This window comes from Prevotella sp. AM34-19LB (genome assembly GCF_003468525.1).
In the GTDB taxonomy this organism is placed as follows: domain Bacteria; phylum Bacteroidota; class Bacteroidia; order Bacteroidales; family Bacteroidaceae; genus Prevotella.
Genome location: NZ_QSIG01000045.1, coordinates 1 through 22,449, shown reverse-complemented (window position 1 = coordinate 22,449; position 22,449 = coordinate 1). Strand labels below are relative to the sequence as shown.

Below are 22,449 nucleotides of genomic sequence, written 5' to 3'. Positions count from 1 at the left end.
TCGCCTGCCTACAGCATGTCAAGAGAGACTTCATCGACTGCGGCAAGGAGGACAAGGATGCTCAGAAAGTCGTAGATATCATCAACAGATTTTATCGAGAAGACAAAAAACATAAGGTTGGGGTAAATGGATGGACCGTTGAAGACCATCTAGCCTATCGGCAGTCATATGCACCGGACATTTTACAGGATTTATTGGAGAAACTGGAGGAAATATCTTCCAGGAAGGATCTGCTGCCCAAGTCTACCTTGGCGCAGGCGGTTGGTTATGCCCTTAATGAATATAATGCCATTTGTGACATCTTCAAAAGAGGTGATACGGCTCTTGATAACAACTACATTGAGAGAATCCAAAGATACATATCGTTATCAAGAAGAAACTCGTTGTTCTTTGGTTCGCACGAAGGAGCAAGACGGGGAGCTATCCTATATTCTATAGCTATCTCATGCAAGTTGAATGGCATCAATCTGTTTGAATACATTAGCGATGTCATAGAAAAGACCATTGAATGGCAACCGAATACCCCATTGGAGAAATATAGAGACATACTTCCTGACCGATGGAAAAAGCAGTAGCAGCATTTGTTTAATCAGCTGTTACTGCTTTTTTTTTTTATGCAAGGTATAAACGCGGAGCCGTTTACGAGCCGCTTACATACATTTCCATTATTTATGATACTTCTATGATACTTTTTTCTATATATTCAGAGAAGTCTCATTCTATAAAACCATCTGAATGTTAGATATATAGCATTAGGTTTTATATAAACAATGAGACTTTGATACTTTTTTCGAGAAAAAATATCTATACGTATGCGTGTGACGAACCCTTGCTGGTTATCAAGACACCCACTATTCCCTATCGGAGCAAGGAACATCGCCAGATTTAAGCTTAGCCATCAATTACCATCTCAAAATAAAGAGATTTTTCCTTTCACACTTAACATTCTTATTTTCAACACAATACACATTCTGTGAAAGGAGAATTATTATCCATCTTAAATATTTTTTGCAAATTTATCCCCTTAAAATTTGGTGGATTCAAAAAAAAGTAGTACCTTTGCACCCGCTTAAGAAAACCAAGCTATAGTCATCCAGACCGAATTTGGAGAGATGGTAGAGTGGTCGATTACAACGGTCTTGAAAACCGTCGTACCGAGAGGTACCGGGGGTTCGAATCCCTCTCTCTCCGCAAGAGCCTTCTGAAAGAAATTTCAGAAGGCTTTTTCTTTTATATCACCTTCCTAGATCTTTGATATTACTAAGATCTTTGATATTACTAAACTTTCAGGGCGTACAGTTTCCAGAGCTTTTAAGCTTTCAGCTCATATTCGAACCACATACAAAAGTTCAATAATGAATAAAAAGTAAGCCCAACCATCAAATTTTTCCATAAAAGAGGGTGATAATTCAATAAATAATTGTACTTTTGCAATATAGATATAAAAACGACTATACTTCTGCAAAAGTAACATACAAAAAAAGGAGATATGAGATACTACACAGCATTAACTATAGCCGGTTCTGACAGTTGCGGAGGAGCTGGCATTCAGGCAGACATCAAGACGATGTCGGCATTGGGCGTATATGCCGCTTCCGCAATCACAGCCATCACCGTACAGAACACCAAGGGAGTGTATGGCATCCAGAATGTAGAACCGGAAATCGTGAAAGGACAGATAGAGGCCGTGATGGAAGATATCCACCCTGATGCTATAAAGATAGGTATGGTAAATGATTGCGATACCATTCGTGCCATCGCAGAAACCCTCAAGAAATACCAGGAAAGCTTCCAGCATCTCGTTATCGACCCAGTTATGGTATCTACCAGTGGCTGCCGACTGATGCAGGAGGATGCACTCGATGTATTCAACACCGAACTGCTGCCTTTAGCCACCCTGCTCACCCCAAATATCCCTGAGGCAGAAATTCTTGCCAATAGAAAAATAGAAAATGTAGAAGATATCAAAGCTGCCGCAGCTGCCATCAGCAAACTGGGATGCAGATATGTATTGATCAAGGGCGGTCATTTTGATGGAGAGGAGAAGATAGACTACCTCTTCGAGGGCGGAAAGCAGAAAACCAGCTATCGTGGCATCAGCGTAAACACCCGCAATACCCACGGCACCGGCTGCACCCTATCCTCTGCCATCACCTCTTACCTGGCAAGAGAAATGGATATGAATACAGCCATAGCTATGGCTAAACCTATCTTTCAGGTGCCATCCTGGCAGGTAAGGACATTAAAATTGGAGAAGGTCACGGTCCGGTGAACCACTTCTACGAACCAAAATCATTATTTACCAAAAGCTGAAAAAGAGCGAAAACAATAAGCCGCTCATGAAAAAGCTGATAAAAACAGAGAAGAGAAAAGACAAAGAATGATTGATCGTTGTTACATAGAAATCACAAATACCTGTAACCTCAACTGTCACTTCTGTCCCAAGCACACCCGGGAAAAGCGACTGTTGAGTGCAGAGGAATTCAACCTGCTCACCGACAAGATCCGTGGAAAGGTCTGTTTCCTTTATTTCCACCTGATGGGTGAGCCCCTGCTCCATCCCCTGCTGCCACAGTTTATCACAACGGCACGCGAGAAAGGATTCAAGACGGTGCTTACCTCTAACGGAACCCTCCTGCACCGTGCCATGGAACTCCTCGATACCCTACCCCACAAGATACAACTCTCCCTCCATTCCCATGAAAGCAATGCAAAGGAAGAACTCTCCAGCTATATGGATGAGGTGATGACTTTCTCCACACAGGCCGCCGCTCAAGGCACCTGTATGGTATTGCGCCTCTGGAACCAAGGAGGAAGGGACAAGGAAAACGAGGAAGTGATGCGACTCATCGAGAAATACGTACCCAAGCCATGGAAAGAACGCCCTGACGGGTTCCGACTTTGCGATCATCTATATCTGGAGTTTGACCGGAAATTCGAATGGCCAAACTTCGAAAACGACATCAAGAAAGGGGATGATAACAAGAACAAAGATGAAAACAGGGAAGTCTTCTGCAAAGCATTGCTGAAGCAGATAGGCGTTCTTGCCGACGGAAGTCTCGTACCTTGCTGTCTCGACCATAACGGCGATGTCATTTTGGGCAACCTGCTCCATCAGTCACTCGAAGAAATCCTCTCTTCACCTCGTGCCCAGGCAATGATAGAAGGCTTCAAGCACCATACTGCCACAGAAGCACTCTGCCAGAACTGCGAATCTGCACTCGTAAGAAACAGTTTTAGGGGAAAGGCCAGAAGCTAGGAAAGAAACTCTATGCTATGAAAGCTTCTCCCCCAAGCTTTCATAGCAAGTAAACTATCATAATCATTAATCTCAAAATACCTAAAAGCAAGAAGAAATGAAATGGATTATTATCACAACACCAACCTTTATTTCGCATGAAGCAAAGTACATCGACCAGCTTTTTGAAGCAGGAATCGATCTGCTCCATCTGCGCAAACCCGATTCATCACCAGAAGAATGCGAGCAACTGCTCCAGAAGATTGACCCGAAATGGTATCCTCAAATCGTGATTCACGACCACTTCGAACTCTGCGAGAAATACCATCTCCATGGCATTCACCTCAACCGGAGAAACAGCCAGATTCCAGAGAACTTCCAGGGAAGTCTCTCCCGCTCCTGCCACAGTTTCGAGGAAGTCACCCAGTCGGTAAATAACGCTAATCCTGATTTTCCAAAGGAATCAAAGCCACAATTCGATTACGTATTCCTCAGTCCAATCTTCGACAGCATTTCGAAGAAAGGCTACAATCATTCCTTCTCCAACAGAGATTTGGAAGATGCAGGCAACAGCAGCATCATTAATGAAAAGGTGATTGCCCTTGGCGGCGTCATCCCTCAATTCATTCCCCAGCTGCGCGCCTGGAACTTCGGCGGAGCAGCTTTCCTGGGTGACGTATGGAACCGACGACACGAATACAACTGGAAGGAATACCTGGCAGATATCAGACAAAGATTAACACCCCGAGGCGCCAAGAACACACTTAATGGCTCAAATGTTTGGTAGTTAGCCAAAATAGTTGTACTTTTGCACCCATGATTTATCCAGATAATTTTGAAAACAAGATAGGATTCAATGAAATCCGTAAAATGTTGCGCGAAAGATGTCTCTCTCCACTTGGCAAGGAACAGGTGGACAAGATGTCTTTCAGCAGCGACGCAGAACTCGTTAACGAGTGGCTCATGCAGGTGCGTGAGTTCCGCAGATTGATGGAGGAAGTAGAAGACTTTCCCCTTCAATATTTCTATGACGTAAGAGAAAGCATCCTCCGTATCCGTGTGGAAAACACCCACTTAGAAGAGGATGAACTGTTCGATTTAAGACGTTCGCTTGCCACCATCGCAGGGATGGTAAAGATTCTGAATCATAGCGACGAAGATGATGGTCACGGCGAACCTGAAGATGGCTGGCGCAGAGAAAAGCAGTATCCTTACCCTGCCCTCCATCGCCTTTCAAAAGACGTCATGACCTTCCCACAGCTGATCCAGCGCATCGACCAGATTCTCGACAAGTTTGGTAAGATTCGCGATAATGCGACCCCAGAACTTCTCCAGATTCGCAGAGAACTGGCAAAGACAGAGGGAAGTATCTCGCGTACCTTATATAGTATTCTGCGCTCGGCACAGAGCGAAGGCATCGTAGAGAAAGATGTAACCCCAACCCTGCGCGACGGCCGACTGGTTATCCCAGTCATCCCTACCCTCAAGCGCCGAATCAAGGGTATCGTTCACGACGAGAGTGCCACCGGCAAGACCGTCTTTATCGAGCCAACCGAAGTGGTGGAGGCCAACAACCGTGTGCGCGAATTGGAAGGTGAAGAGAGAAAGGAGATCATCCGAATCCTTACCGATTTCACCAACAAGGTACGCCCATTCTCCAAGGAAATATTGGACAGCTACCGCTTCCTCGCCATCATCGACCTGATTCAGGCTAAACAGAAACTCGCCGATGTTTTCAAGGCGATAGAGCCAGAGGTAGAAGACCATCCACACGTGGATTGGATCCGTGCCATCCACCCACTCCTTCAGCAATCCCTGCAGAAGAAGAACGAGAAGGTAGTGCCACTCGACATCACCTTGACACAGGATAAGCGCATCCTCATCATCTCGGGACCTAACGCCGGAGGTAAATCCGTATGTCTCAAGACCGTAGGTCTGCTTCAATATATGCTGCAATGCGGATTGAGCATCCCGGTGAGCGAGCGTTCCAAGACGGGTGTTTTCCAGAACATCATGATAGACATCGGTGATGAACAGAGTCTGGAGAACGACCTGAGTACCTACTCTTCTCACCTCTTGAACATGAAGAATATGATGAAGGCAGCCAATGGCGACACCATCATACTGATAGATGAGTTTGGTACAGGTACCGAACCGGGCATTGGCGGTGCCATCGCCGAAGCCGTACTCGACAAGTTCTGCAAGCAGCAGGCATACGGCGTCATCACCACCCACTATCAGAACCTGAAGCATTTTGCCGACAGTCACGAGGGAGTGGTAAACGGCGCCATGCTTTACGACCGTCATGAGATGAAGGCACTCTTCCAGCTCGCCATCGGACGTCCAGGTTCATCTTTCGCCATCGAAATCGCAAGAAAGATCGGATTGCCGGAAGAAGTCATCAAGGAGGCATCCGACATCGTAGGTTCCGAATATATCCAGAGCGACAAGTACCTGCAGGATATCGTCCGCGACAAGCGATACTGGGAGAACAAGCGCCAGAATATCCATCAGCGCGAGAAGGATATGGAGAAGACCATCTCGAAATATGAAAGCGACATCGAGGATATCGAGCGCAGCAGAAAGGCGATTCTCAAGAAAGCGAAGGAGAAAGCTGCAGAACTCCTGAAGGAGAGCAACAAGAAGATTGAGAATGCCATCCGAGAGATTCGAGAGAGTCAGGCAGAGAAGGAGGAAACCCGTCGCATCCGTCAGGAACTCGATGCCTTCAAGCAGGAGGTTCAAGAGATTGACACCAAGGAATCGGACGACAAGATTGCCCGCAAGATTGCCCAGATCCAGCAGCGCAAGGAGCGCCATGCCAAGCGCCAGGCTGAGAAAAAGGAGAACCAGGAGAAGGCGGCTGCAGCTCTGCGAAATGCACAGAGCAAGGTACAGAGCGACAGCAAGCGAGAAATCCAGGTGGGCGATACCGTACGAATCAAGGGCTTGACTACGATAGGAAAGGTAGAGAGCATCAACGGCGATACTGCCACGGCTGTTTTTGGCGGCATGCGTACCAAGATGCGCCTCAACAGACTGGAACACGCCACAGCCACAGCCGAAAACGTAGATAAGACCGAGGAGCGCAAGGAAAACCTGGCTTCTTATGGTATCAGCAAGGAGACCCGCAAGACGATTGATGCTCACAAGACCAATTTCCATCAGGATCTGGATGTTCGAGGTATGCGTGGCGATGAAGCACTGAATGCCGTTCAGTATTTCATTGACGATGCCATCCTGGTAGGTATGCCAAGAGTTAGAATTCTTCATGGCAAGGGCAATGGAATTCTCCGACAGCTCATCCGGCAGTACCTGAGCAGCGTTCCAAATGTAACGCATTATGCCGATGAGCATGTTCAATTCGGCGGTGCTGGCATCACGGTAGTTGATTTTTAAAAGTCTCTTCCGCTAAATATAAAATATCACTTCTGTTAAATATAATAAGGTGTAATAGAAAAAAGGGGGCAATTATCTGCCTCCTTTTTCTAAATAAACGTTAACATTATCAACTTTTTCATTGAAAAATTTGGCAGGTTCAGAAAATTGCAGTACTTTTGCACTCGCTTAAAAGCAATAACCGCTTTCAAGTATATGAGACGGACAAGTCTCATACGACCAGCTCCCTCGGAATCCCCCAGGATGGGAACATAGCAAGGGTACTTGGTTGTAGCGGTGCGATATGAATCGCTTGTCCACCCGCCTCTTTAGCTCAGTTGGCCAGAGCACGTGATTTGTAATCTCGGGGTCGTTGGTTCGAATCCGACAAGAGGCTCAAAAAAGGAATCTTCTTTCAGAAGGTTCCTTTTTTTGTTTTTAAAACCATTCTATCTTTAATTATCTATAAATATTCTCCCCCTTTACACCTTATATAATAAAAAAGTTGTATTTTTGCAAATTGATATATTACATTCGTAGAAATACATTAAGACAATGAATACAGAAAATAACGAGAAGCAAGAAGAAAAGAAGAACGACGAGCAGAGCCAGACAAAGTTCGACACCCCTGATCAGAAGATCAAGATTTTTGTGATTGATACAGGTAAGATCAAACAGACCAAGGCTTTTGCCCGTCAAGACGGTACCCTGCTTGGTATCGTATGGGTAGCTAGTTTCGTTTGTACCATGCTAGCAGCCGACCCGAAATACCAGATATTGGGATTGTTTTCCAATCTCCTCATCCTCTCCACTCCATTTGTGGTGGGAAAGCGTTTGAAATATTTCCGTGATGTGGTAAGAGAAGGTCATATCTCCTTCAAGCACGGATTGTATTACTGTGTCCAGACATTCTTCTATGCCACCCTGCTGCTCACCATCGTGCAGTATCTCTGGTTCCGATTCATGAACACCGGCATGTTTATGACCCAGCTCCAGACCAACTACCAGATGATAGCCCAGGCTTATCAGTTGACTGCAGAGGAAACCAAAGCCCTCTTCGATGCCATCACGATGATGAAGCCTATCGCATGGGCATCCATGTTCATGATCACCGACCTGGTAGCAGGCGCAATAATCAGCCCGATTCTCGCTGCCATCTATTCAAAGAAACGAATTAGAAAATCTTAAAACATAACATAAGAAAATGGATATTTCAGTTATTGTTCCTCTTTTCAACGAGGAAGAATCATTGCCAGAACTCTTTGCTTGGATCAAGCGAGTGATGGACACCAACGATTTCACATACGAAGTTATCTTCGTGAACGACGGTTCTACCGACCGTTCATGGAATGTCATAGAAGAACTTGCCGAGAAGTTCGAGCAGGTAAAGGGCATCAAGTTCCGTCGCAACTACGGAAAGAGTCCGGCACTCTATTGCGGATTCAAGGAGGCACAGGGAGATGTTGTCATCACCATGGATGCAGACCTGCAGGATTCTCCTGATGAGATTCCGGGACTCTATCAGATGATCACCAAGGAAGGCTACGACCTCGTTTCCGGTTACAAGCAGAACCGCAAGCAGGGCGACCCTCTCAGCAAGACCATCCCTACCAAGCTGTTCAATGCTACAGCCCGCAAGGTAAGCGGAATCCATAATCTCCATGACTTCAACTGCGGACTGAAGGCTTATCGCCGCGAAGTAGTCAAGAACATCGAGGTATATGGCGAGATGCATCGCTACATCCCATATCTTGCCAAGAACGCCGGCTTTGCCAAGATTGGCGAAAAACCAGTTCACCACCAGGCACGCAAGTTCGGAACCTCCAAGTTCATGGGCTGGAACCGTTTCGTAAACGGCTATCTCGACCTGATGACCCTCTGGTTCCTCAGCAACTTCGGCAAGAAGCCAATGCATGTATTCGGATTCCTGGGCAGTCTCGTGTTCTTCATCGGCTTCCTCTCGCTCATCGGCTTGGGCATCGACAAGAGCATCGACCTCTACCATGGCGTATATGGTCATCTCATCACCGACTCCCCATACTTCTACATTGCGCTCATCGCTATGGTACTGGGTAGCCAGTTCTTCCTTGCCGGATTCCTGGGCGACCTGATCAGCCGTCAGAATCCAAACCGTAACGATTATCAAATAGAAAAGGAAATAAGATGCGGAAAATAATACCAATGGTCATCCTGATGATGGTGCTCACGGTGGTGGGATGCTCCACCCTCGACTGCCCGCTCAACAACACGACTTACACCAAGTACAAGCTGATGGGCAACATCAAGACCCTGCAGGACACCATGACCATCTCGACCACCAAGACAGCGGGCACCGACAGCGTGCTCATCAACAAGGATGTGAAAGTAGATAGTTTCATTCTTCCGATGAGTTATCATCAGCCGGAGGATGTTTTCTACTTCGAGATTCGCAACCGCGATCATCAGGTGTGGAAAGACACGGTGACCGTGAAGAAGGAAAATTATTCGCATTTCGAGTCTGTAGATTGCGGTCCGTCATTCTTCCATACCATTACGGAGGTGAAGACCACTCATAACTACATCGACTCGATAGTCATCAACAATAAAGAGGTAAATTATGATGCATCTAAAGCACATTTCTATATCTATTTCGGCAATCGCCACTAAGACAGCTTTCATGGGGATAACCAAAGCTGTTTCTTTGGAGATGACAAAAGCTGTAGAGAAAGGAGCTTTCCTTCTGGCTTGTCTTCTGATGCTGGGAGGTGCTTCTGCGAATGCACAGAACCAGAAGAAGATGGCTACTGTGGAGAAGGATACCATCCCACTCTTCCGCGGAATAGCTGTGGGAGTAGATGTCATCGGACCGGTTCAGTTGATGGTCAGCGATTACGGACAGTATGAGGCTTCCCTCCGTGTCAATCTCAAGGACAAGTACTATCCGGTCTTCGAGCTGGGATATGGCAAGGCTGATGCCAGCGACGAGAGCACGAAGATCAATTACAAGACCAGCGCTCCCTATGCCCGCATCGGTATAGACTGGAACCTGCTGAAGAACAAGCACGACGATTACCGTCTGTTCGGTGGCTTCCGCTACGGTTTCACATCCTTTAAATACGATGTCACCTCTCCTCCTATCAAGGATCCGGTATGGGGTGGCGATGTTCCTTATGGAGCCGAAGGCGTGAAGAGTAACTATCACTGGCTGGAAGGAGTCTTCGGAGTAGATGCCAAGATCTGGGGCCCGTCCGCATGGGATGGAGCTTCCAATACAAGCGCCGATTGGCTAAGAAGGATGGCGAAATAGGCAACTGCTACTATGTGCCAGGCTTCGGAAAGCAAGGCAGTTCCAGATTAGGCGGCACCTTTAACGTTACACTTGAGATATAATGTAAGCAAGACAATGAAAAATAAGAAACTGATTTGGCAGATACCTTTTCTGCTCATTCTGATCATAGGCAGTATCTTCGTGATACGCCAGCAGCGCAACACCCCATTCCAGAAAGATGAGGGTATGGTATTCGGCACCATCTATCACATCACTTACCAGAGTGACACCAACTATCAGAAAGAGATAGAGGCAGAATTGCAGAAGGTGGATAATTCACTCTCCCCGTTCAACAAGACCTCCATCATCTCCCGCGTCAACCGCAATGAAAAGGTGAAGGTAGATGAGATGTTCAGCGAGGTATTCCAACTCGCCGAGAAGATTTCCGGAGATACAGACGGAGCCTTCGATATCACCGTGGCACCTATGGTGAATGCCTGGGGATTCGGTTTCAAGACCGGTAACCCTCCTACCCGACAGACCATCGACAGTCTGCGTGCCATCGTGGGATTCCACACCGTTTCCCTGCAGGATGGTTACGTCATCAAGAAAAATCCGAAGACGATGCTCGACTGCTCTGCCATTGCCAAGGGATATGGCACCGATGTGGTAGCGAGATTCCTCAAGAAGAAGGGCGTGCAGAACTTCATGGTAGAGATAGGTGGAGAAATCGTAGTTAACGGCAACAGCGAGAAACTGCAGCCTTGGCGCATCGGAATCAACAAGCCAACGGATGATTCACTCAATACCAGTCAGGCTATCCAGGATGTAGTCAGCGTAAGCAATATCGCGATGGCAACCAGTGGCAACTACCGCAACTTCTACTACAAGAACGGAAAGAAGTATGCCCACACCATCGACCCGAAGACAGGCTATCCGGTACAGCACAACATCCTTTCTGCCACCGTATTTGCAAATGACTGTGCCACCGCCGATGCCTATGCCACTTCGTTCATGGTACTGGGATTGGATGGAGCCAAGAAGATTCTGGAGAAACATCCCGAGCTTTGCGCCTATCTGATTTATTCAGACCAGAAGGGCAGCAACCAAATCTGGTATTCTCCATCTCTTCAGAAGAAGTTAGGAAAATAAAGCTTCAGAAAAAGTAAGAAAAATAAAGAACGATGCAGGAAGATAAGTTATACGATACGCTCTTGAATCTGCCTCTGTTTCTCGGAATGAGCCGCGCCGACCTTCTTCAGATTGCCGGACATACCAAGTTCGATTTCCAGAAGATAGAAGAAGGTGAGACTTTAACCGAGATAGGTGAACCCTATCACCGCCTGCTCTTTCTCCTTTCCGGAGAAGTGGCAGTAGAGACTATGGCAGATGACCGTGGGTATAGAATCGTAGAGACCATCAAGGCGCCGGAGGTATTCATGATAGAACGCCTCTTCGGATACGACCAGCACTCGCCCCATCACTATGTGGCGAGAAAAGCCTGCAGCCTGATGAGCATCAGCAAGAAAGAAGTGCTGCGACTCGCCAACCAATACGAGATCTTCCACATCAATCTGCTCAACCTCATCTCCACCCAGGCACAGAGAAGCAATCGCCGACTCTTCAGGGTACCCCCAAAGACGATCAGCGACAGCATCATCCGATTCTTCGAGAATCATTGCCTACGTCCGGCAGGCGAAAAAAACATCCACATCAAGATGGATCGCCTGGCTCTGGAGCTGAATGTCAAGCGGCTCAAAGTATCAGTGGCGCTCAACGAAATGGAAACCCAGGGACTGATCAAACTCTATCGCGGCAGAATCAGCATTCCTGCACTCGAGAAATTAATCAATAGATAATAATTACAATTATGCAAGATAACAACTCTACAAAGAATAACGAAACCCAGAAGAGAGAGAATCCTTTCTTCCTGCCCTACGGCACCCCACATTATACAGTCCCTTTCCACCGAATCCAGCTCGGCGATTACGAAGAGGCTTTCATGGAAGGTATCCGACGCGATGACGAGGCCACTGATAAGATTATCAATGACCCGGCAGAGCCAACCTTCGAGAACACCATTGCCCGCGTAGATACCGAGAAAGGGGAACATTATTACGATCTCCTAAGTCGTGTTTCCAATGTTTTCTCTTGCATGATGAGTGCAGAAACCTGCGATGAGATGGAAGAACTGGCACAGAAACTGAGTCCTATTCTCACCAAGCATGCCAACGATATCACCTTGAACAAGAAGCTCTTCGAGCGCATCAAATACGTTCACGATCATCCAAACCGTGAACTCAATGCCGAGGAACAGATGCTCCTCGACACCAGCTACGACGGTTTCGTGCGCAGCGGTGCCCTGCTCGATGAGGAAGGCAAGGAGAAGCTGCGCAAGCTCACCGAGGAGGCAAGCATGCTCACCCTCCAGTTCTCGCAGAATCTACTGAAGGAAAACAAGGCTTACACCCTGCATATCACCGATAAGGCTCAGCTCGACGGACTCCCAGAGACCGCCATCGCTGCTGCAGCCCATAATGCAAAGGAGAAGAACGAAGAGGGATGGATCTTCACCCTCGACTTCCCTAGCTACTCTCCTTTCATGACCTACTCTACCCAGCGCGAACTCCGCAAGCAGATGTACATGGCGAGAAATACCGTCTGTACCCACGACAACGAGCAGAACAACCTGCAGATCTGTCAGCGACTGGTCAACCTGCGCAGAGAGCTGGCACAGCTTCTGGGATTCGAGACCTATGCCGATTACGTACTCCGTCATCGTATGGCAAGCACCACGGAAAAAGTGTATAAGCTTCTGAACGATCTCATCGATGCCTACAAGCCTACCGCCATCCACGAGGCAGCAGAGGTAGAGGCGCTCGCCAGGAAACTGGAGGGCGATGATTTCGAGATGCAGCCATGGGATTTCGGATTCTATTCTCATAAGCTCCAGATGGAGAAGTACAATCTCGATGCAGAGATGCTTCGTCCTTATTTCCAGCTCGATAAGGTGATTGATGGCGTATTCGGTCTTGCCAACAAGCTCTACGGCATCACCTTCCAGGAGAACAAGGACATCCCGGTCTATCATCCTGACGTCAAGGCATACGAGGTATTCGATAAGGATGGCAGCTATCTGGCAGTCTTCTATGCCGACTTCTTCCCTCGCAAGGGCAAGCAGGGAGGTGCCTGGATGACAGAGTTCCAGGGACAGTGGATAGATTACAAGGGCACCAATGTGCGCCCTCATGTCAGCGTGGTAATGAACTTCACCAAGCCTACCGCCGAGAAGCCAGCCCTCCTGACCCTGGGCGAGGTAGAGACCTTCCTCCACGAGTTTGGTCACAGCCTCCACGGCATGTTTGCCAACACCCGTTTCGAGAGTCTTTCGGGCACCAATGTATGGTGGGACTTCGTAGAGTTGCCATCCCAGTTTATGGAAAACTATGCGGTGGAGAAGGATTTCCTGCGCACCTTCGCCTTCCATTACGAGACAGGCGAACCATTGCCTGACGATCTCATCGAGCGCATCGTGAAGAGCCGCAACTTCATGACGGCTTATGCCTGCCTGCGCCAGGTAAGTTTCGGATTGCTAGATATGGCATACTATACCAAGAAGGATGCCTTTACAGAAGATATCATCCCATTTGAGAAGGAGGCATGGAAAAAGGCGATGATCTTACCTCAGTTGCCTGATACCTGCATGACCGTACAGTTCTCTCATATCATGGCAGGTGGATATGCGGCCGGCTACTACAGCTACAAGTGGGCAGAGGTGCTCGATGCCGATGCCTTCAGCGTATTCAAGAAGAACGGCATCTTCGATCAGGCTACCGCCCAGAGCTTCCGCGACAATATCCTTTCTAAGGGAGGCACCGAGCATCCGATGACGCTCTACAAGCGATTCCGCGGACAGGAGCCAACCATCGATGCCCTGCTCGAACGCAACGAGATCAAGAAGAGTTAAGAGTTTTATCTGCAAAAGACAGAATCATTCATCATTGATTGTAAATTGTTAATTATAAACTATTAACTATAAAAAAGGATGGAAAATCAACTTTCTAAACAGAAGAAGCTCGACCTGCGCTACCTGCGTATGGCTCGCATCTGGGCTGAGAACAGCTACTGCAAGCGCCGCCAGGTAGGTGCGCTGGTGGTGAAGGACAAGATGATCATCAGCGATGGATACAATGGAACTCCCAGCGGATTCGAGAACGTCTGCGAGGAGAACAATGTAACCAAGCCCTACGTTCTGCATGCCGAGGCCAACGCCATCACCAAGCTGGCACGCAGCAGCAACAACAGCGAGGGCAGTACACTCTATGTCACTGCCTCTCCCTGCATCGAATGCTCCAAGCTCATCATCCAGTCGGGCATCAAGCGTGTGGTCTATGCCGAGAAATACCGCCTCACCGACGGTGTGGATCTTCTGAAGCGTGCAGGAGTAGTGGTAGAATACATGAATCCGGATGAAATAAGAGAGTAAAAGAGAGAAAGAAACGTTAGTATATTAAATTAGTTAGTTATGAATATGAATAAGAATAAGACCAATCGGTATATGCCCTTCATCATGGCGCTCTGCGTTGTGCTGGGCATCATCATCGGCACATTCTTTTCGAATCATTTCGCTGGCAACCGACTCAATGTCATCAACAGTGGAAGCAACCGTCTGAACAACCTGCTTCACCTCATCGATGACCAGTATGTAGATGCCGTGAACATCGATTCGTTGGTTGATAAGGCGATTCCTCAGATACTTGCCGAACTGGATCCTCACTCTGTCTATATCAGTGCGAAGGATGCAGCAGCCGCCACCGACGACCTCAAAGGTTCGTTCTCGGGCGTGGGCATCGAGTTTGTCATCCGCCAGGACACCATCCATGTGCAGAATGTGATTCAGAACGGACCAGCCGAAAAGGCTGGATTGTTGGCAGGTGATAAGATTGTGGCCGTAGATGGCAAGCCTTTCGTAGGCAAGATTGTCACCAATCAGGAAGCGATGCATCGCCTCAAGGGTCCTAAGGATACCAAGGTGAAGATTGGTGTCATCCGCTATGGCAGCAAGAAGGTGCAGACCTTCACCGTCACCCGTGGCGAGATACCTACCAAGAGTGTCACCGCTGCTATATGCTCGATGACAACACCGGATATATCCGCATCAAGAACTTTGGCGAGAACACCTATCCTGAAATGCTCATCGCCCTGGCAAAACTCTCGCAGCAGGGATTCAAGAATCTCTGTATCGACCTGCGCGACAATTCAGGTGGTTATCTCACAGCCGCTGTGAATATGGCAAACGAGTTCCTGCCAGAGAAGAAACTCATCCTCTATACCCAGGGCCGCAAGTCGCCTCGACAGGATTACATGAGTGATGGCAAGGGTTCCTACCAGAAGATTCCGATGGTTGTGCTCATCAATGAGGGTTCTGCTTCTTCGGCTGAAATCTTTGCAGGAGCCATGCAGGACAACGACCGTGCCACCATCATCGGCCGCCGTTCGTTCGGTAAGGGATTGGTACAGCAGCAGATTGAGTTCCCTGACCACAGTCTCATCCGTCTTACCATCGCCCGTTACTATACTCCATCAGGCAGATGTATCCAGAAGCCATATACCTTGGGCGACAGCGGTGATTACGAGCAGGATCTCCTCACCCGTTACGAGCATGGAGAATTCTTCTCGCAGGATAGCATCAAGCATACCGGTCCGGCTTACCATACCGGCATTGGCAGAGTGGTTTATGGTGGTGGTGGCATCACTCCAGATATCTTCGTTCCTGAAGATACCCTGGGTATGACATCTTACTTCAAGGAAGCGAGCATGAGCGGACTGATTCTCCAGTTTGCGTTTACCTATACGGATGACAATCGTCCTAAGTTGAACAATTTCAAGGAGATGATGGAACTCGCCGATTATCTTGACAAGCAGAACCTGGTAGAGCAGTTTGTCGTTTATGCCGACAAGCGCGGACTGAAGCGCCGTAACCTTCTCATCCGCAAGTCTCACAAGCTGCTGGACCGTGTCCTCGACAGCCGTATCATCTACAATATGCTGGATGAACAGGCGTGGACTGAATACATCAACCAGGATGATCCTGTGATCAGGAAAACTCTCGAGGTCTTCAATAATCACGCTGCCTTCCCTAAGAAACCTGCTGTACCGGCAAAGGCTGCAAAAGCAACAAAGGCTACAAAGGCTGCAAGCAACGTGGTAAAGAAGAAGTAAGCATGGATAAGAAAGAATTAAGAAATACAATAAGAGATAGAAAGCGACAGTATTCCTCAAGTGCTCTTGAGGAACTGTCGCTTTCTGTTTTGTCTCATCTAGCAGAGAATGGGCATCTGCAGTCTGCTCATACGGTGATGATGTACTATTCACTCCCCGACGAGGTGAATACCCATCGTTTCATCGACAGTCTGGTAGCTTCCGGCAAGAAGGTATTATTGCCCGAAGTAATTGACGATCACAATATGGTGCTCCGTGAATACAGCGGAAGAGCGGATTTAAGAGAAGGCGCCTATCATATCATGGAGCCTGCAGGCGCCCTTTTTCCTCCCCATCGTTACAGTGAGATAGATGTAGCCATCATTCCGGGTATGGCATTCGATACACAGGGCAATCGTCTGGGCAGGGGCAAGGCCTATTACGACCGCTTCCTTCCGAAGATTCCTGGAGCCTACAGAATAGGCATCGCCTTCCCCTTCCAGCTCCTGTCTCAGATTCCTACGGAGGAAACAGACATCGCCATGAATGTAATCGTCTCGTAAGAAAGAGATTATCTCATAAAAAAAAGTATTTTTTCGCAGAAAAATACAATATAACGCAGGAAAATGCGTTAATAAAAGAAAAAAGACGTTTTTTTATTCTCCCCGATTAAACCTTTTCGGATTTTCGGGGTCAAATAGAACGATTAGAATTCATAAACTGAACTTTTATTATATCGTGTAAGATTCAATAGGAAATTTATTAGTTAGTATTTAGGTAGATCTGAAGCACCGGCTTGTGAAAGTCGATGCTTTTTTCGTTTTTTAACGGCAAACAATAGGATTTCTCGTCTTTTTTTACTACTTTTGTATTTCGAACAAGAAAACAATGCAAATCAAAAAAGCATTGCATTCAAAACAATAACGAAACAATGCAAATCAAAAAAGCATTGCATTCAAAACATAAACAACAATGATGAAACGAAATAACTACATATTATTATCCATTCTGGCGTTAGGCTTATGGCTTCTTGCGCAGAAAAGAAAAAGAGCAAGATTATCATTGCCCCTAAACCTGTGGCACAGGTAACCAACAAACCCACCCAGGAGATGAGCGGATATGAACAGTCAAGAGATGTAGAATGGCTGGGCAACCATTACAAGGTAGTAGTGAAGCGAGAAGCCGACCACGAATTATCCATCATCCAACTGGACAAGACCAACAAGTATTACGATAATAAGATCACCATCCGCATTCTGAGAAGCGATGGCACCGAGTTCTTCAACCGCACCTTTACAAAGGCTGCCTTTGAAAGCAATCTCGATAAGAAGACGAAATCGACGGGAGCCCTTCTTGGCATCGTTTTCGATAAGGCAGAAGGAAACAATCTCTGTTTTGCAGCCAGTGTCGGTTCCCCGGATATCACCAGCGATGAATATCTTCCACTGGTACTGAAAATATCAAGAATGGGTGCCGTCAGTATCAGCAAAGACCAGGTTCTCGATACCGAATCCGATACCGAATCCACCTCTTCAGCCTCTTCTACTTCTAAAGAAGAATCAGAAGATGATGACGAAGGAGTATAAACAAGAAATTCTATTAAGCGCAAGAAGTTTGCGCTTAATAGAATCTGATATCTGCAATCACCATGCTTCCCACCTGCTCGTTCAATCGGCGAACCAGGATGGAGCGATTCATGGTAAGATCAGCCTCAGTGCCGGATTCATCACTTTCACAAACAGCGTCTGGTTCTTGATGAACTTCTCACCGCAATAGGCTGCGATTGGTGCCCCAACCACAGTCTCCCAACTATCAATCAGACGCCTCTGCAGCAAAGGCGTCTCCAATCCCTGGTTTCTCAGAAACTCAGGCAATAGTTCTGCTATCGATTTAACTTTCTGTCTAAACATAAGCTACTCCTCCTAAAATATGCTATCAAAAAACATACTCTATTTTAAACATACGCAATTTCTCCATTATTCACCTCAAAAATCCGAAAATCGCCATTCAGTCGATGGAGAATCTGATCCAGATGATCCCTATTCGTATCCGTGATGAAAATCTGACCGAAGCTGTCACTCGATACCAGTTGAACAATGGCTTCAACTCTCTGAGCATCAAGCTTATCAAAGATATCATCCAGAAGCAGCAAAGGAGTGGTATTCGAACACGTACGCTGCAGGAAACTGAACTGCGCCAGCTTCAGGGCAATCACATAACTCTTGTTCTGTCCCTGACTTCCCTCGCGCTTCATCTGATAATCTCCGATGGTAAATTCCAGATCATCCCTGTGCATGCCGTGCAATGAATATCCTACGGCTCTATCCTTGAACCTGTCACGCTGAATCACCTCCAGCAACGGTCCTCTCTGACAGTGGGAGATATAATGCAGCCCCACCTTCTCCTGATTGCCCGAAATATGCTGGTAAATCTCCTGAAACAGCGGCACCAGTTCGTTCACAAACGCCTGTCTCTTGGCATAGAGCATTTCTCCGTTCATCGCCATCTGCTGTTCCCAGAGTTCCATCAGTGTAGCATCCGGTTCCTCCTCCATCTTCAGGAGCGCATTTCTATGCTGCAGCGCCTTATTGTAGTTGTTCAGCGCCTCAATATACGTATTGTCGTATTGCGAAATCACCACATCCATCAGCTTTCTTCTCTCCTCGCTTCCGCCTTCTATGAGCGAAACATCCGAAGGCGAAACATAGATGAGCGGGATGAGTCCGATGTGCTGCGAGAGCCTTTTATACTCCTTCTTGTTGCGTTTGAAGTGCTTCTTGGTTCCCCTTTTCATGCCGCAGTAGATATTCTCCATATCTCCATTATCACTCTCGTAGTTGCCCTCCAGCATGAAGAAAGCCTCGTCGTGCATGATGATCTGCGAATCGATGGGATTGTTGGCGCTCCTGCAAAACGAGAGATAGTAGATGGCATCGAGAAAGTTGGTCTTACCCATACCATTATGGCCGATAAGACAGTTGATCTTGGGCGAAAGCTCCAGGTTGGCGCCCTTGATGTTTTTGTAATTAATAATGGAAATATTCTTTAAAATCATAGATACTTTTCTGCTAATTGACTGCAAAGTTAGCAGAAAAAGCCCAAAAAACGAAAAAAGTAGGCTAGAAATTTCAATATCTGAATAAAAATCAGTAAATTTGCAACCTAAAAGAGCTAGGAATCACAAAGAATAATAAAAAACAAAAAATAAGAAATGGCAAACAACAACGTACAGGCTCAGGAAATCGAGAGCCTTAACATGAATGAGGCCTTCTTCATGAAGTACAAGAAGGCAATTATGATCGCAGTGGTAGCATTGATCGTTATCATCGCAGGTGTATTCGCTTACATGTCTCAGATTGCAGGTCCTCGTGAGGACAAGGCAAGCACATTGCTCGGCAAGGGTCAGACCTATTTCCAGAACGAGATGTATGAGCAGGCACTCAACGGCGATGGCGCTGGCTACGTAGGATTCGCAAAGATTGCCAGCGAATACGGCAGCACCGATGCAGGCAACCTCGCCAACCTCTATGCAGGTCTCTGCTATGCCAACCTCGGCAAGTGGGCAGAGGCAGAGAAGAGCCTCGATGCATTCTCATCTAAGGGCGACGAGATGATCAGCCCAGCCGCTCAGGCAGCCCTCGGCGATGCATACGCTCACCTCAACAAGCTCGATGATGCCGTAGCCGCTTTCAAGAAGGCAGCTTCCATGGCAGACAGCAAGGCAGAGGATGATGCCAACAACTCTCTCTCTCCTGCCTTCCTCATCAAGGCTGGCGAAATTCTGGAGAGCCAGAACAAGAAGGCAGAGGCTTTGAGCATCTATCAGGACATCAAGAAGAAGTATGTAAACTCTATGCTCGTTCAGAGCTCTGAGATCGATAAGTACATCGAGCGTGCTTCCAACTAAATCAGAACATTATGGCAACAGCACTTCATAATTTGTCGGAATACGACTTTTCCAAGATTCCAGATGCCAGCAATATGTGCTTCGGTATCGTGGTAGCAGAATGGAACCCAGAGATTACAGGCGCCTTGCTCGATGGAGCAGTCAAGACGCTGGAGAAGCATGGAGCCATCCCTGAGAACATCCATATGAAGACCGTACCGGGAAGCTTCGAGCTTATCTACGGCGCACATCAGATGGTGCTCAATGGCGGCTACGATGCTGTCATCATCCTGGGTAGTGTGATTCGTGGTGAGACTCCGCACTTCGACTATATCTGCGAGGGTGTCACCTACGGTATTGCGCGCCTCAATGCCACTCAGGAAATCCCTGTCATCTACGGACTTCTCACCACCAACGACCTCCAGCAGGCGAAGGATCGCAGCGGCGGCAAGTTGGGTAACAAGGGTGACGAGTGCGCTATCGACGCTATCAAAATGGCAAAATTCTAATCACATAAGAAAGCTCTTGACGTTTGGCGAAACCTAACTTCAAGAGCTTTTATTATATCCTCATCATATTATTATATATATTACGTAATACATTGTATAATTATACCCTTATTCGTATGAAGAAAGTATTTTTTATCCTCATCCCGGCGGTTATCCTCAGCCTCCTCTCCTGCTCTCCCAAGAAGCCGGCAGAAGAGAAGAAGAGCGTCATCGATACCATCCCCACGATGGTGATGCAGATACAGAAATGCACGCGCCTTTATACCGCCGAGGCGCACGTTCATAAGATCATCACCCACGATGACCAGTTCAAGCTTAAGGGTTCCTTCCTGAAGCACGAATTCAACATCCCCGTGCCAGGCTCCAACCGAAAGGTAGCCATCCCCATGGATGCTACCATCAAGGCGTATGTAGATTTCCAGGGATTCTCAGACAGGAATGTGTCACGTAAAGGAGACAAGATTGAAATCATCCTGCCCGACCCGAAGATGCTGCTCACCAGCAGCCGAATCGACCACAAGAAACTGAAACAGTATGTTTCACTCACCCGCAGCAACTACTCCGATGCCGAACTCACCCAACTGGAACAGCAGGGCAGAGAGAGCATCATCCGCGATATTCCCAACCTCGACCTGATGGAGCAGGCTCGCATCAGTGCAGCCAACACCCTCATCCCGATGCTCAAGCAGATGGGTTTCCGGGAAGAGAACATCCAGATCAGCTTCCGCAAGAAGTTCACCCTCGATGATATCAGGGGATTCCTGCAGAACTCGGGAGTGGAGAAGAAAGATAAGAACTAGTGAGAAGAAAGACAAACCCTCAAACTAAGGAGGAATGAGATATGAAGAAATATGGCATCATCCTGCTCACCATCCTTGCCCTCATACTAGCGGGCACGATCTATTGGCTCAACAAGGATAATACGGTGAGCGTAACCACAGAAGAGCAGACCACCCTGTCGCCTACCCAGGTAGAGAGCATCGAGGCGATAGGCGAATGGGAGTTTCTCGCCATCAGCAACGAGGAACTGGTAGATACCGTTCGTCGCGGCTTCTTCGGCGACGACCAGCTGGTGCGCATCTATTACGGCACCCTGCGCCTGGGCATCAATATGAAAGATGTAAAGGAAGGATGGATCCAGGCAAATGCCGAGAAGGATTCCATCGTCTGCACCCTCCCTCCTATCCGACTGTTGGATAACAACTTCATCGACGAAGCCCGAACCCGCAGCTTCTTCGAAGAAGGAAAGTGGACGGGAGCCGACCGCCAGGCACTCTACGACCGTGCCTATGCCCAAATGAAGAAGCGCTGCCTCACCCCAGCCAATATCCGTATCGCCCAGCGCAATGCCAGGCAGCAGTTCCGCGATATGTTCAAGGCTATGGGATTCCCCAATGTCCGGGTAGAGTTTGAGAATTAGATATAGATTTTATAATAGATATTAGATATAGATTTTATAATTGTATTTTAAAGAGAGATTAACATGGAAGCAATCAACGAATTTTTCACATCCTTCAGTTCGTTCCTTTGGGGATGGCCGATGATCATCCTGCTGCTGGGAACCCACATTTTCCTGACGGTTCGCCTTCGCTTTCCACAGCGTAAGATTTTCCAGGCGATAGCGCTGTCCTTCAAGAAGGACAAGAATGCCACTGGCGATGTCTCCCAGTTCAGAGCCCTCGCCACAGCCCTTGCCGCTACCATCGGTACCGGTAACATCATAGGTGTGGCCACTGCCATAGCCCTGGGTGGACCGGGTGCTGTACTCTGGTGCTGGCTCACCGGTGTCTTCGGCATCTCCACCAAGTATGCCGAAGGTCTTCTTGCCGTGAAATACCGTGTCAAGACCAAGCGTGGAGAGATGCTTGGCGGTCCGATGTATACCTCAGTTCGGGATAATAATCTCAGCCTAAAGGCTTTATAATGTTTTTATATAAGGGACACAGTGGCTTGGCAACCATCTATATATCTTGGATGGTTGCTGAGACAA

19 protein-coding genes, 2 tRNA genes and 4 pseudogenes are annotated in these 22,449 nt (G+C 47.5%); 23 read left to right on the top strand and 2 right to left on the bottom strand.

Features of this window, described 5'->3' with window-relative positions; genetic code table 11:
* The 18 genes and pseudogenes from DW830_RS12420 to DW830_RS12335 all read left to right on the top strand — a co-directional run.
* On the top strand, positions 1 to 575 hold a 575-nt coding region (locus tag DW830_RS12420; RefSeq protein ID WP_147487266.1), incomplete at its 5' end, for an IS66 family transposase.
* Positions 576 to 1,106: 531 nt separating this feature from the next.
* Positions 1,107 to 1,191, top strand: a tRNA-Ser gene (locus tag DW830_RS12415).
* Positions 1,192 to 1,489: 298 nt separating this feature from the next.
* Positions 1,490 to 2,313: pseudogene (gene thiD / locus DW830_RS12410) on the top strand (bifunctional hydroxymethylpyrimidine kinase/phosphomethylpyrimidine kinase).
* A 67-nt stretch (positions 2,314 to 2,380) separates the two neighbouring features.
* Positions 2,381 to 3,259 (top strand): radical SAM/SPASM domain-containing protein, encoded by an 879-nt coding sequence (locus tag DW830_RS12405; protein ID WP_119250122.1) that lies wholly within the window; start codon positions 2,381 to 2,383, stop codon positions 3,257 to 3,259.
* A 97-nt stretch (positions 3,260 to 3,356) separates the two neighbouring features.
* Positions 3,357 to 4,025: a thiamine phosphate synthase gene (locus DW830_RS12400; RefSeq protein WP_119250121.1), complete on the top strand. Its 669-nt coding sequence runs from the start codon at positions 3,357 to 3,359 to the stop codon at positions 4,023 to 4,025.
* A gap of 29 nt (positions 4,026 to 4,054) precedes the next feature.
* Positions 4,055 to 6,637: an endonuclease MutS2 gene (locus DW830_RS12395; protein WP_119250120.1), complete on the top strand. Its 2,583-nt coding sequence runs from the start codon at positions 4,055 to 4,057 to the stop codon at positions 6,635 to 6,637.
* Positions 6,638 to 6,939: 302 nt separating this feature from the next.
* Positions 6,940 to 7,013, top strand: a tRNA-Thr gene (locus DW830_RS12390).
* 158 nt (positions 7,014 to 7,171) lie between these two features.
* Positions 7,172 to 7,804 carry a DUF4199 domain-containing protein gene (locus tag DW830_RS12385; protein ID WP_119250119.1) on the top strand — a complete coding sequence of 211 codons (633 nt, stop codon included), beginning with the start codon at positions 7,172 to 7,174 and terminating at the stop codon, positions 7,802 to 7,804.
* A 16-nt stretch (positions 7,805 to 7,820) separates the two neighbouring features.
* A complete protein-coding gene (locus DW830_RS12380; RefSeq protein WP_089545210.1) occupies positions 7,821 to 8,792 on the top strand; it encodes a glycosyltransferase family 2 protein in 972 nt (323 codons plus the stop codon).
* Positions 8,780 to 9,262 carry a DUF6452 family protein gene (locus DW830_RS12375; RefSeq protein ID WP_119250118.1) on the top strand — a complete coding sequence of 161 codons (483 nt, stop codon included), beginning with the start codon at positions 8,780 to 8,782 and terminating at the stop codon, positions 9,260 to 9,262. The genes DW830_RS12380 and DW830_RS12375 overlap by 13 nt, the downstream gene beginning before the upstream one ends.
* A 10-nt stretch (positions 9,263 to 9,272) precedes the next feature.
* On the top strand, positions 9,273 to 9,902 hold the full coding sequence (locus tag DW830_RS12370; protein WP_317125420.1) for a DUF6048 family protein: 630 nt from the start codon (positions 9,273 to 9,275) through the stop codon (positions 9,900 to 9,902).
* 96 nt (positions 9,903 to 9,998) lie between these two features.
* Complete coding sequence (locus DW830_RS12365; RefSeq protein WP_119250117.1) at positions 9,999 to 11,015, top strand: FAD:protein FMN transferase; 1,017 nt, start codon at positions 9,999 to 10,001, stop codon at positions 11,013 to 11,015.
* Between the two features lie 32 nt (positions 11,016 to 11,047).
* On the top strand, positions 11,048 to 11,722 hold the full coding sequence (locus DW830_RS12360; RefSeq protein ID WP_119250116.1) for a Crp/Fnr family transcriptional regulator: 675 nt from the start codon (positions 11,048 to 11,050) through the stop codon (positions 11,720 to 11,722).
* Between the two features lie 11 nt (positions 11,723 to 11,733).
* Positions 11,734 to 13,830, top strand: coding sequence for a M3 family metallopeptidase (locus tag DW830_RS12355; protein ID WP_119250115.1), 2,097 nt, complete (start codon positions 11,734 to 11,736; stop codon positions 13,828 to 13,830).
* A 78-nt stretch (positions 13,831 to 13,908) separates the two neighbouring features.
* Positions 13,909 to 14,349: a deoxycytidylate deaminase gene (locus tag DW830_RS12350; protein WP_119250114.1), complete on the top strand. Its 441-nt coding sequence runs from the start codon at positions 13,909 to 13,911 to the stop codon at positions 14,347 to 14,349.
* A 45-nt stretch (positions 14,350 to 14,394) separates the two neighbouring features.
* Positions 14,395 to 16,085: pseudogene (locus tag DW830_RS12345) on the top strand (S41 family peptidase).
* Positions 16,086 to 16,087: 2 nt separating this feature from the next.
* On the top strand, positions 16,088 to 16,627 hold the full coding sequence (locus tag DW830_RS12340) for a 5-formyltetrahydrofolate cyclo-ligase (protein WP_119250113.1): 540 nt from the start codon (positions 16,088 to 16,090) through the stop codon (positions 16,625 to 16,627).
* A gap of 459 nt (positions 16,628 to 17,086) precedes the next feature.
* Positions 17,087 to 17,650: a DUF4738 domain-containing protein gene (locus DW830_RS12335; protein WP_119250112.1), complete on the top strand. Its 564-nt coding sequence runs from the start codon at positions 17,087 to 17,089 to the stop codon at positions 17,648 to 17,650.
* Between the two features lie 34 nt (positions 17,651 to 17,684).
* On the opposite strand, the pseudogene DW830_RS12330 reads toward DW830_RS12335, so the two are convergent.
* Together DW830_RS12330 and recF are read right to left on the bottom strand one after the other, a co-directional pair.
* Positions 17,685 to 17,974, bottom strand: a pseudogene (locus DW830_RS12330) (DUF721 domain-containing protein).
* A gap of 44 nt (positions 17,975 to 18,018) precedes the next feature.
* Positions 18,019 to 19,119: a DNA replication/repair protein RecF gene (gene recF, locus DW830_RS12325; RefSeq protein ID WP_119250111.1), complete on the bottom strand. Its 1,101-nt coding sequence runs from the start codon at positions 19,117 to 19,119 to the stop codon at positions 18,019 to 18,021.
* 156 nt (positions 19,120 to 19,275) lie between these two features.
* Between recF and DW830_RS12320 the strand changes: the two genes are divergently transcribed.
* From DW830_RS12320 to DW830_RS12300, 5 genes and pseudogenes are all read left to right on the top strand, one after another.
* Positions 19,276 to 19,971: a tetratricopeptide repeat protein gene (locus DW830_RS12320; protein WP_119250110.1), complete on the top strand. Its 696-nt coding sequence runs from the start codon at positions 19,276 to 19,278 to the stop codon at positions 19,969 to 19,971.
* Between the two features lie 11 nt (positions 19,972 to 19,982).
* Entirely contained in the window at positions 19,983 to 20,459 is a 477-nt protein-coding gene (ribH, locus tag DW830_RS12315) for a 6,7-dimethyl-8-ribityllumazine synthase (protein ID WP_119250109.1), read from the top strand.
* A 116-nt stretch (positions 20,460 to 20,575) separates the two neighbouring features.
* Entirely contained in the window at positions 20,576 to 21,259 is a 684-nt protein-coding gene (locus DW830_RS12310) for a DUF4230 domain-containing protein (protein WP_119250108.1), read from the top strand.
* Between the two features lie 41 nt (positions 21,260 to 21,300).
* Positions 21,301 to 21,879, top strand: a complete 579-nt coding sequence (locus tag DW830_RS12305) for a DUF4230 domain-containing protein (protein ID WP_119250107.1) — start codon at positions 21,301 to 21,303, stop codon at positions 21,877 to 21,879.
* A 63-nt stretch (positions 21,880 to 21,942) separates the two neighbouring features.
* Positions 21,943 to 22,353, top strand: a pseudogene (locus DW830_RS12300) (alanine:cation symporter family protein); the annotation flags it as partial.
* Between the last annotated feature and the right edge of the window lie 96 nt (positions 22,354 to 22,449).

What these genes read in the sequence shown, in the direction of transcription:
- ribH (WP_119250109.1), top strand. Translation starts at nt 19,983, where the DNA reads ATGGCAACAGCACTTCATAATTTGTCGGAATACGACTTTTCCAAGATT.
- DW830_RS12365 (WP_119250117.1), top strand. Translation starts at nt 9,999, where the DNA reads ATGAAAAATAAGAAACTGATTTGGCAGATACCTTTTCTGCTCATTCTG.
- DW830_RS12380 (WP_089545210.1), top strand. Translation starts at nt 7,821, where the DNA reads ATGGATATTTCAGTTATTGTTCCTCTTTTCAACGAGGAAGAATCATTG.
- DW830_RS12335 (WP_119250112.1), top strand. Translation starts at nt 17,087, where the DNA reads ATGGCTTCTTGCGCAGAAAAGAAAAAGAGCAAGATTATCATTGCCCCT.
- DW830_RS12370 (WP_317125420.1), top strand. Translation starts at nt 9,273, where the DNA reads ATGGGGATAACCAAAGCTGTTTCTTTGGAGATGACAAAAGCTGTAGAG.
- DW830_RS12405 (WP_119250122.1), top strand. Translation starts at nt 2,381, where the DNA reads ATGATTGATCGTTGTTACATAGAAATCACAAATACCTGTAACCTCAAC.
- DW830_RS12400 (WP_119250121.1), top strand. Translation starts at nt 3,357, where the DNA reads ATGAAATGGATTATTATCACAACACCAACCTTTATTTCGCATGAAGCA.
- recF (WP_119250111.1), bottom strand. Translation starts at nt 19,119, where the DNA reads ATGATTTTAAAGAATATTTCCATTATTAATTACAAAAACATCAAGGGC.
- DW830_RS12305 (WP_119250107.1), top strand. Translation starts at nt 21,301, where the DNA reads ATGAAGAAATATGGCATCATCCTGCTCACCATCCTTGCCCTCATACTA.
- DW830_RS12320 (WP_119250110.1), top strand. Translation starts at nt 19,276, where the DNA reads ATGGCAAACAACAACGTACAGGCTCAGGAAATCGAGAGCCTTAACATG.
- DW830_RS12350 (WP_119250114.1), top strand. Translation starts at nt 13,909, where the DNA reads ATGGAAAATCAACTTTCTAAACAGAAGAAGCTCGACCTGCGCTACCTG.
- DW830_RS12360 (WP_119250116.1), top strand. Translation starts at nt 11,048, where the DNA reads ATGCAGGAAGATAAGTTATACGATACGCTCTTGAATCTGCCTCTGTTT.
- DW830_RS12340 (WP_119250113.1), top strand. Translation starts at nt 16,088, where the DNA reads ATGGATAAGAAAGAATTAAGAAATACAATAAGAGATAGAAAGCGACAG.
- DW830_RS12385 (WP_119250119.1), top strand. Translation starts at nt 7,172, where the DNA reads ATGAATACAGAAAATAACGAGAAGCAAGAAGAAAAGAAGAACGACGAG.
- DW830_RS12355 (WP_119250115.1), top strand. Translation starts at nt 11,734, where the DNA reads ATGCAAGATAACAACTCTACAAAGAATAACGAAACCCAGAAGAGAGAG.
- DW830_RS12375 (WP_119250118.1), top strand. Translation starts at nt 8,780, where the DNA reads ATGCGGAAAATAATACCAATGGTCATCCTGATGATGGTGCTCACGGTG.
- DW830_RS12395 (WP_119250120.1), top strand. Translation starts at nt 4,055, where the DNA reads ATGATTTATCCAGATAATTTTGAAAACAAGATAGGATTCAATGAAATC.
- DW830_RS12310 (WP_119250108.1), top strand. Translation starts at nt 20,576, where the DNA reads ATGAAGAAAGTATTTTTTATCCTCATCCCGGCGGTTATCCTCAGCCTC.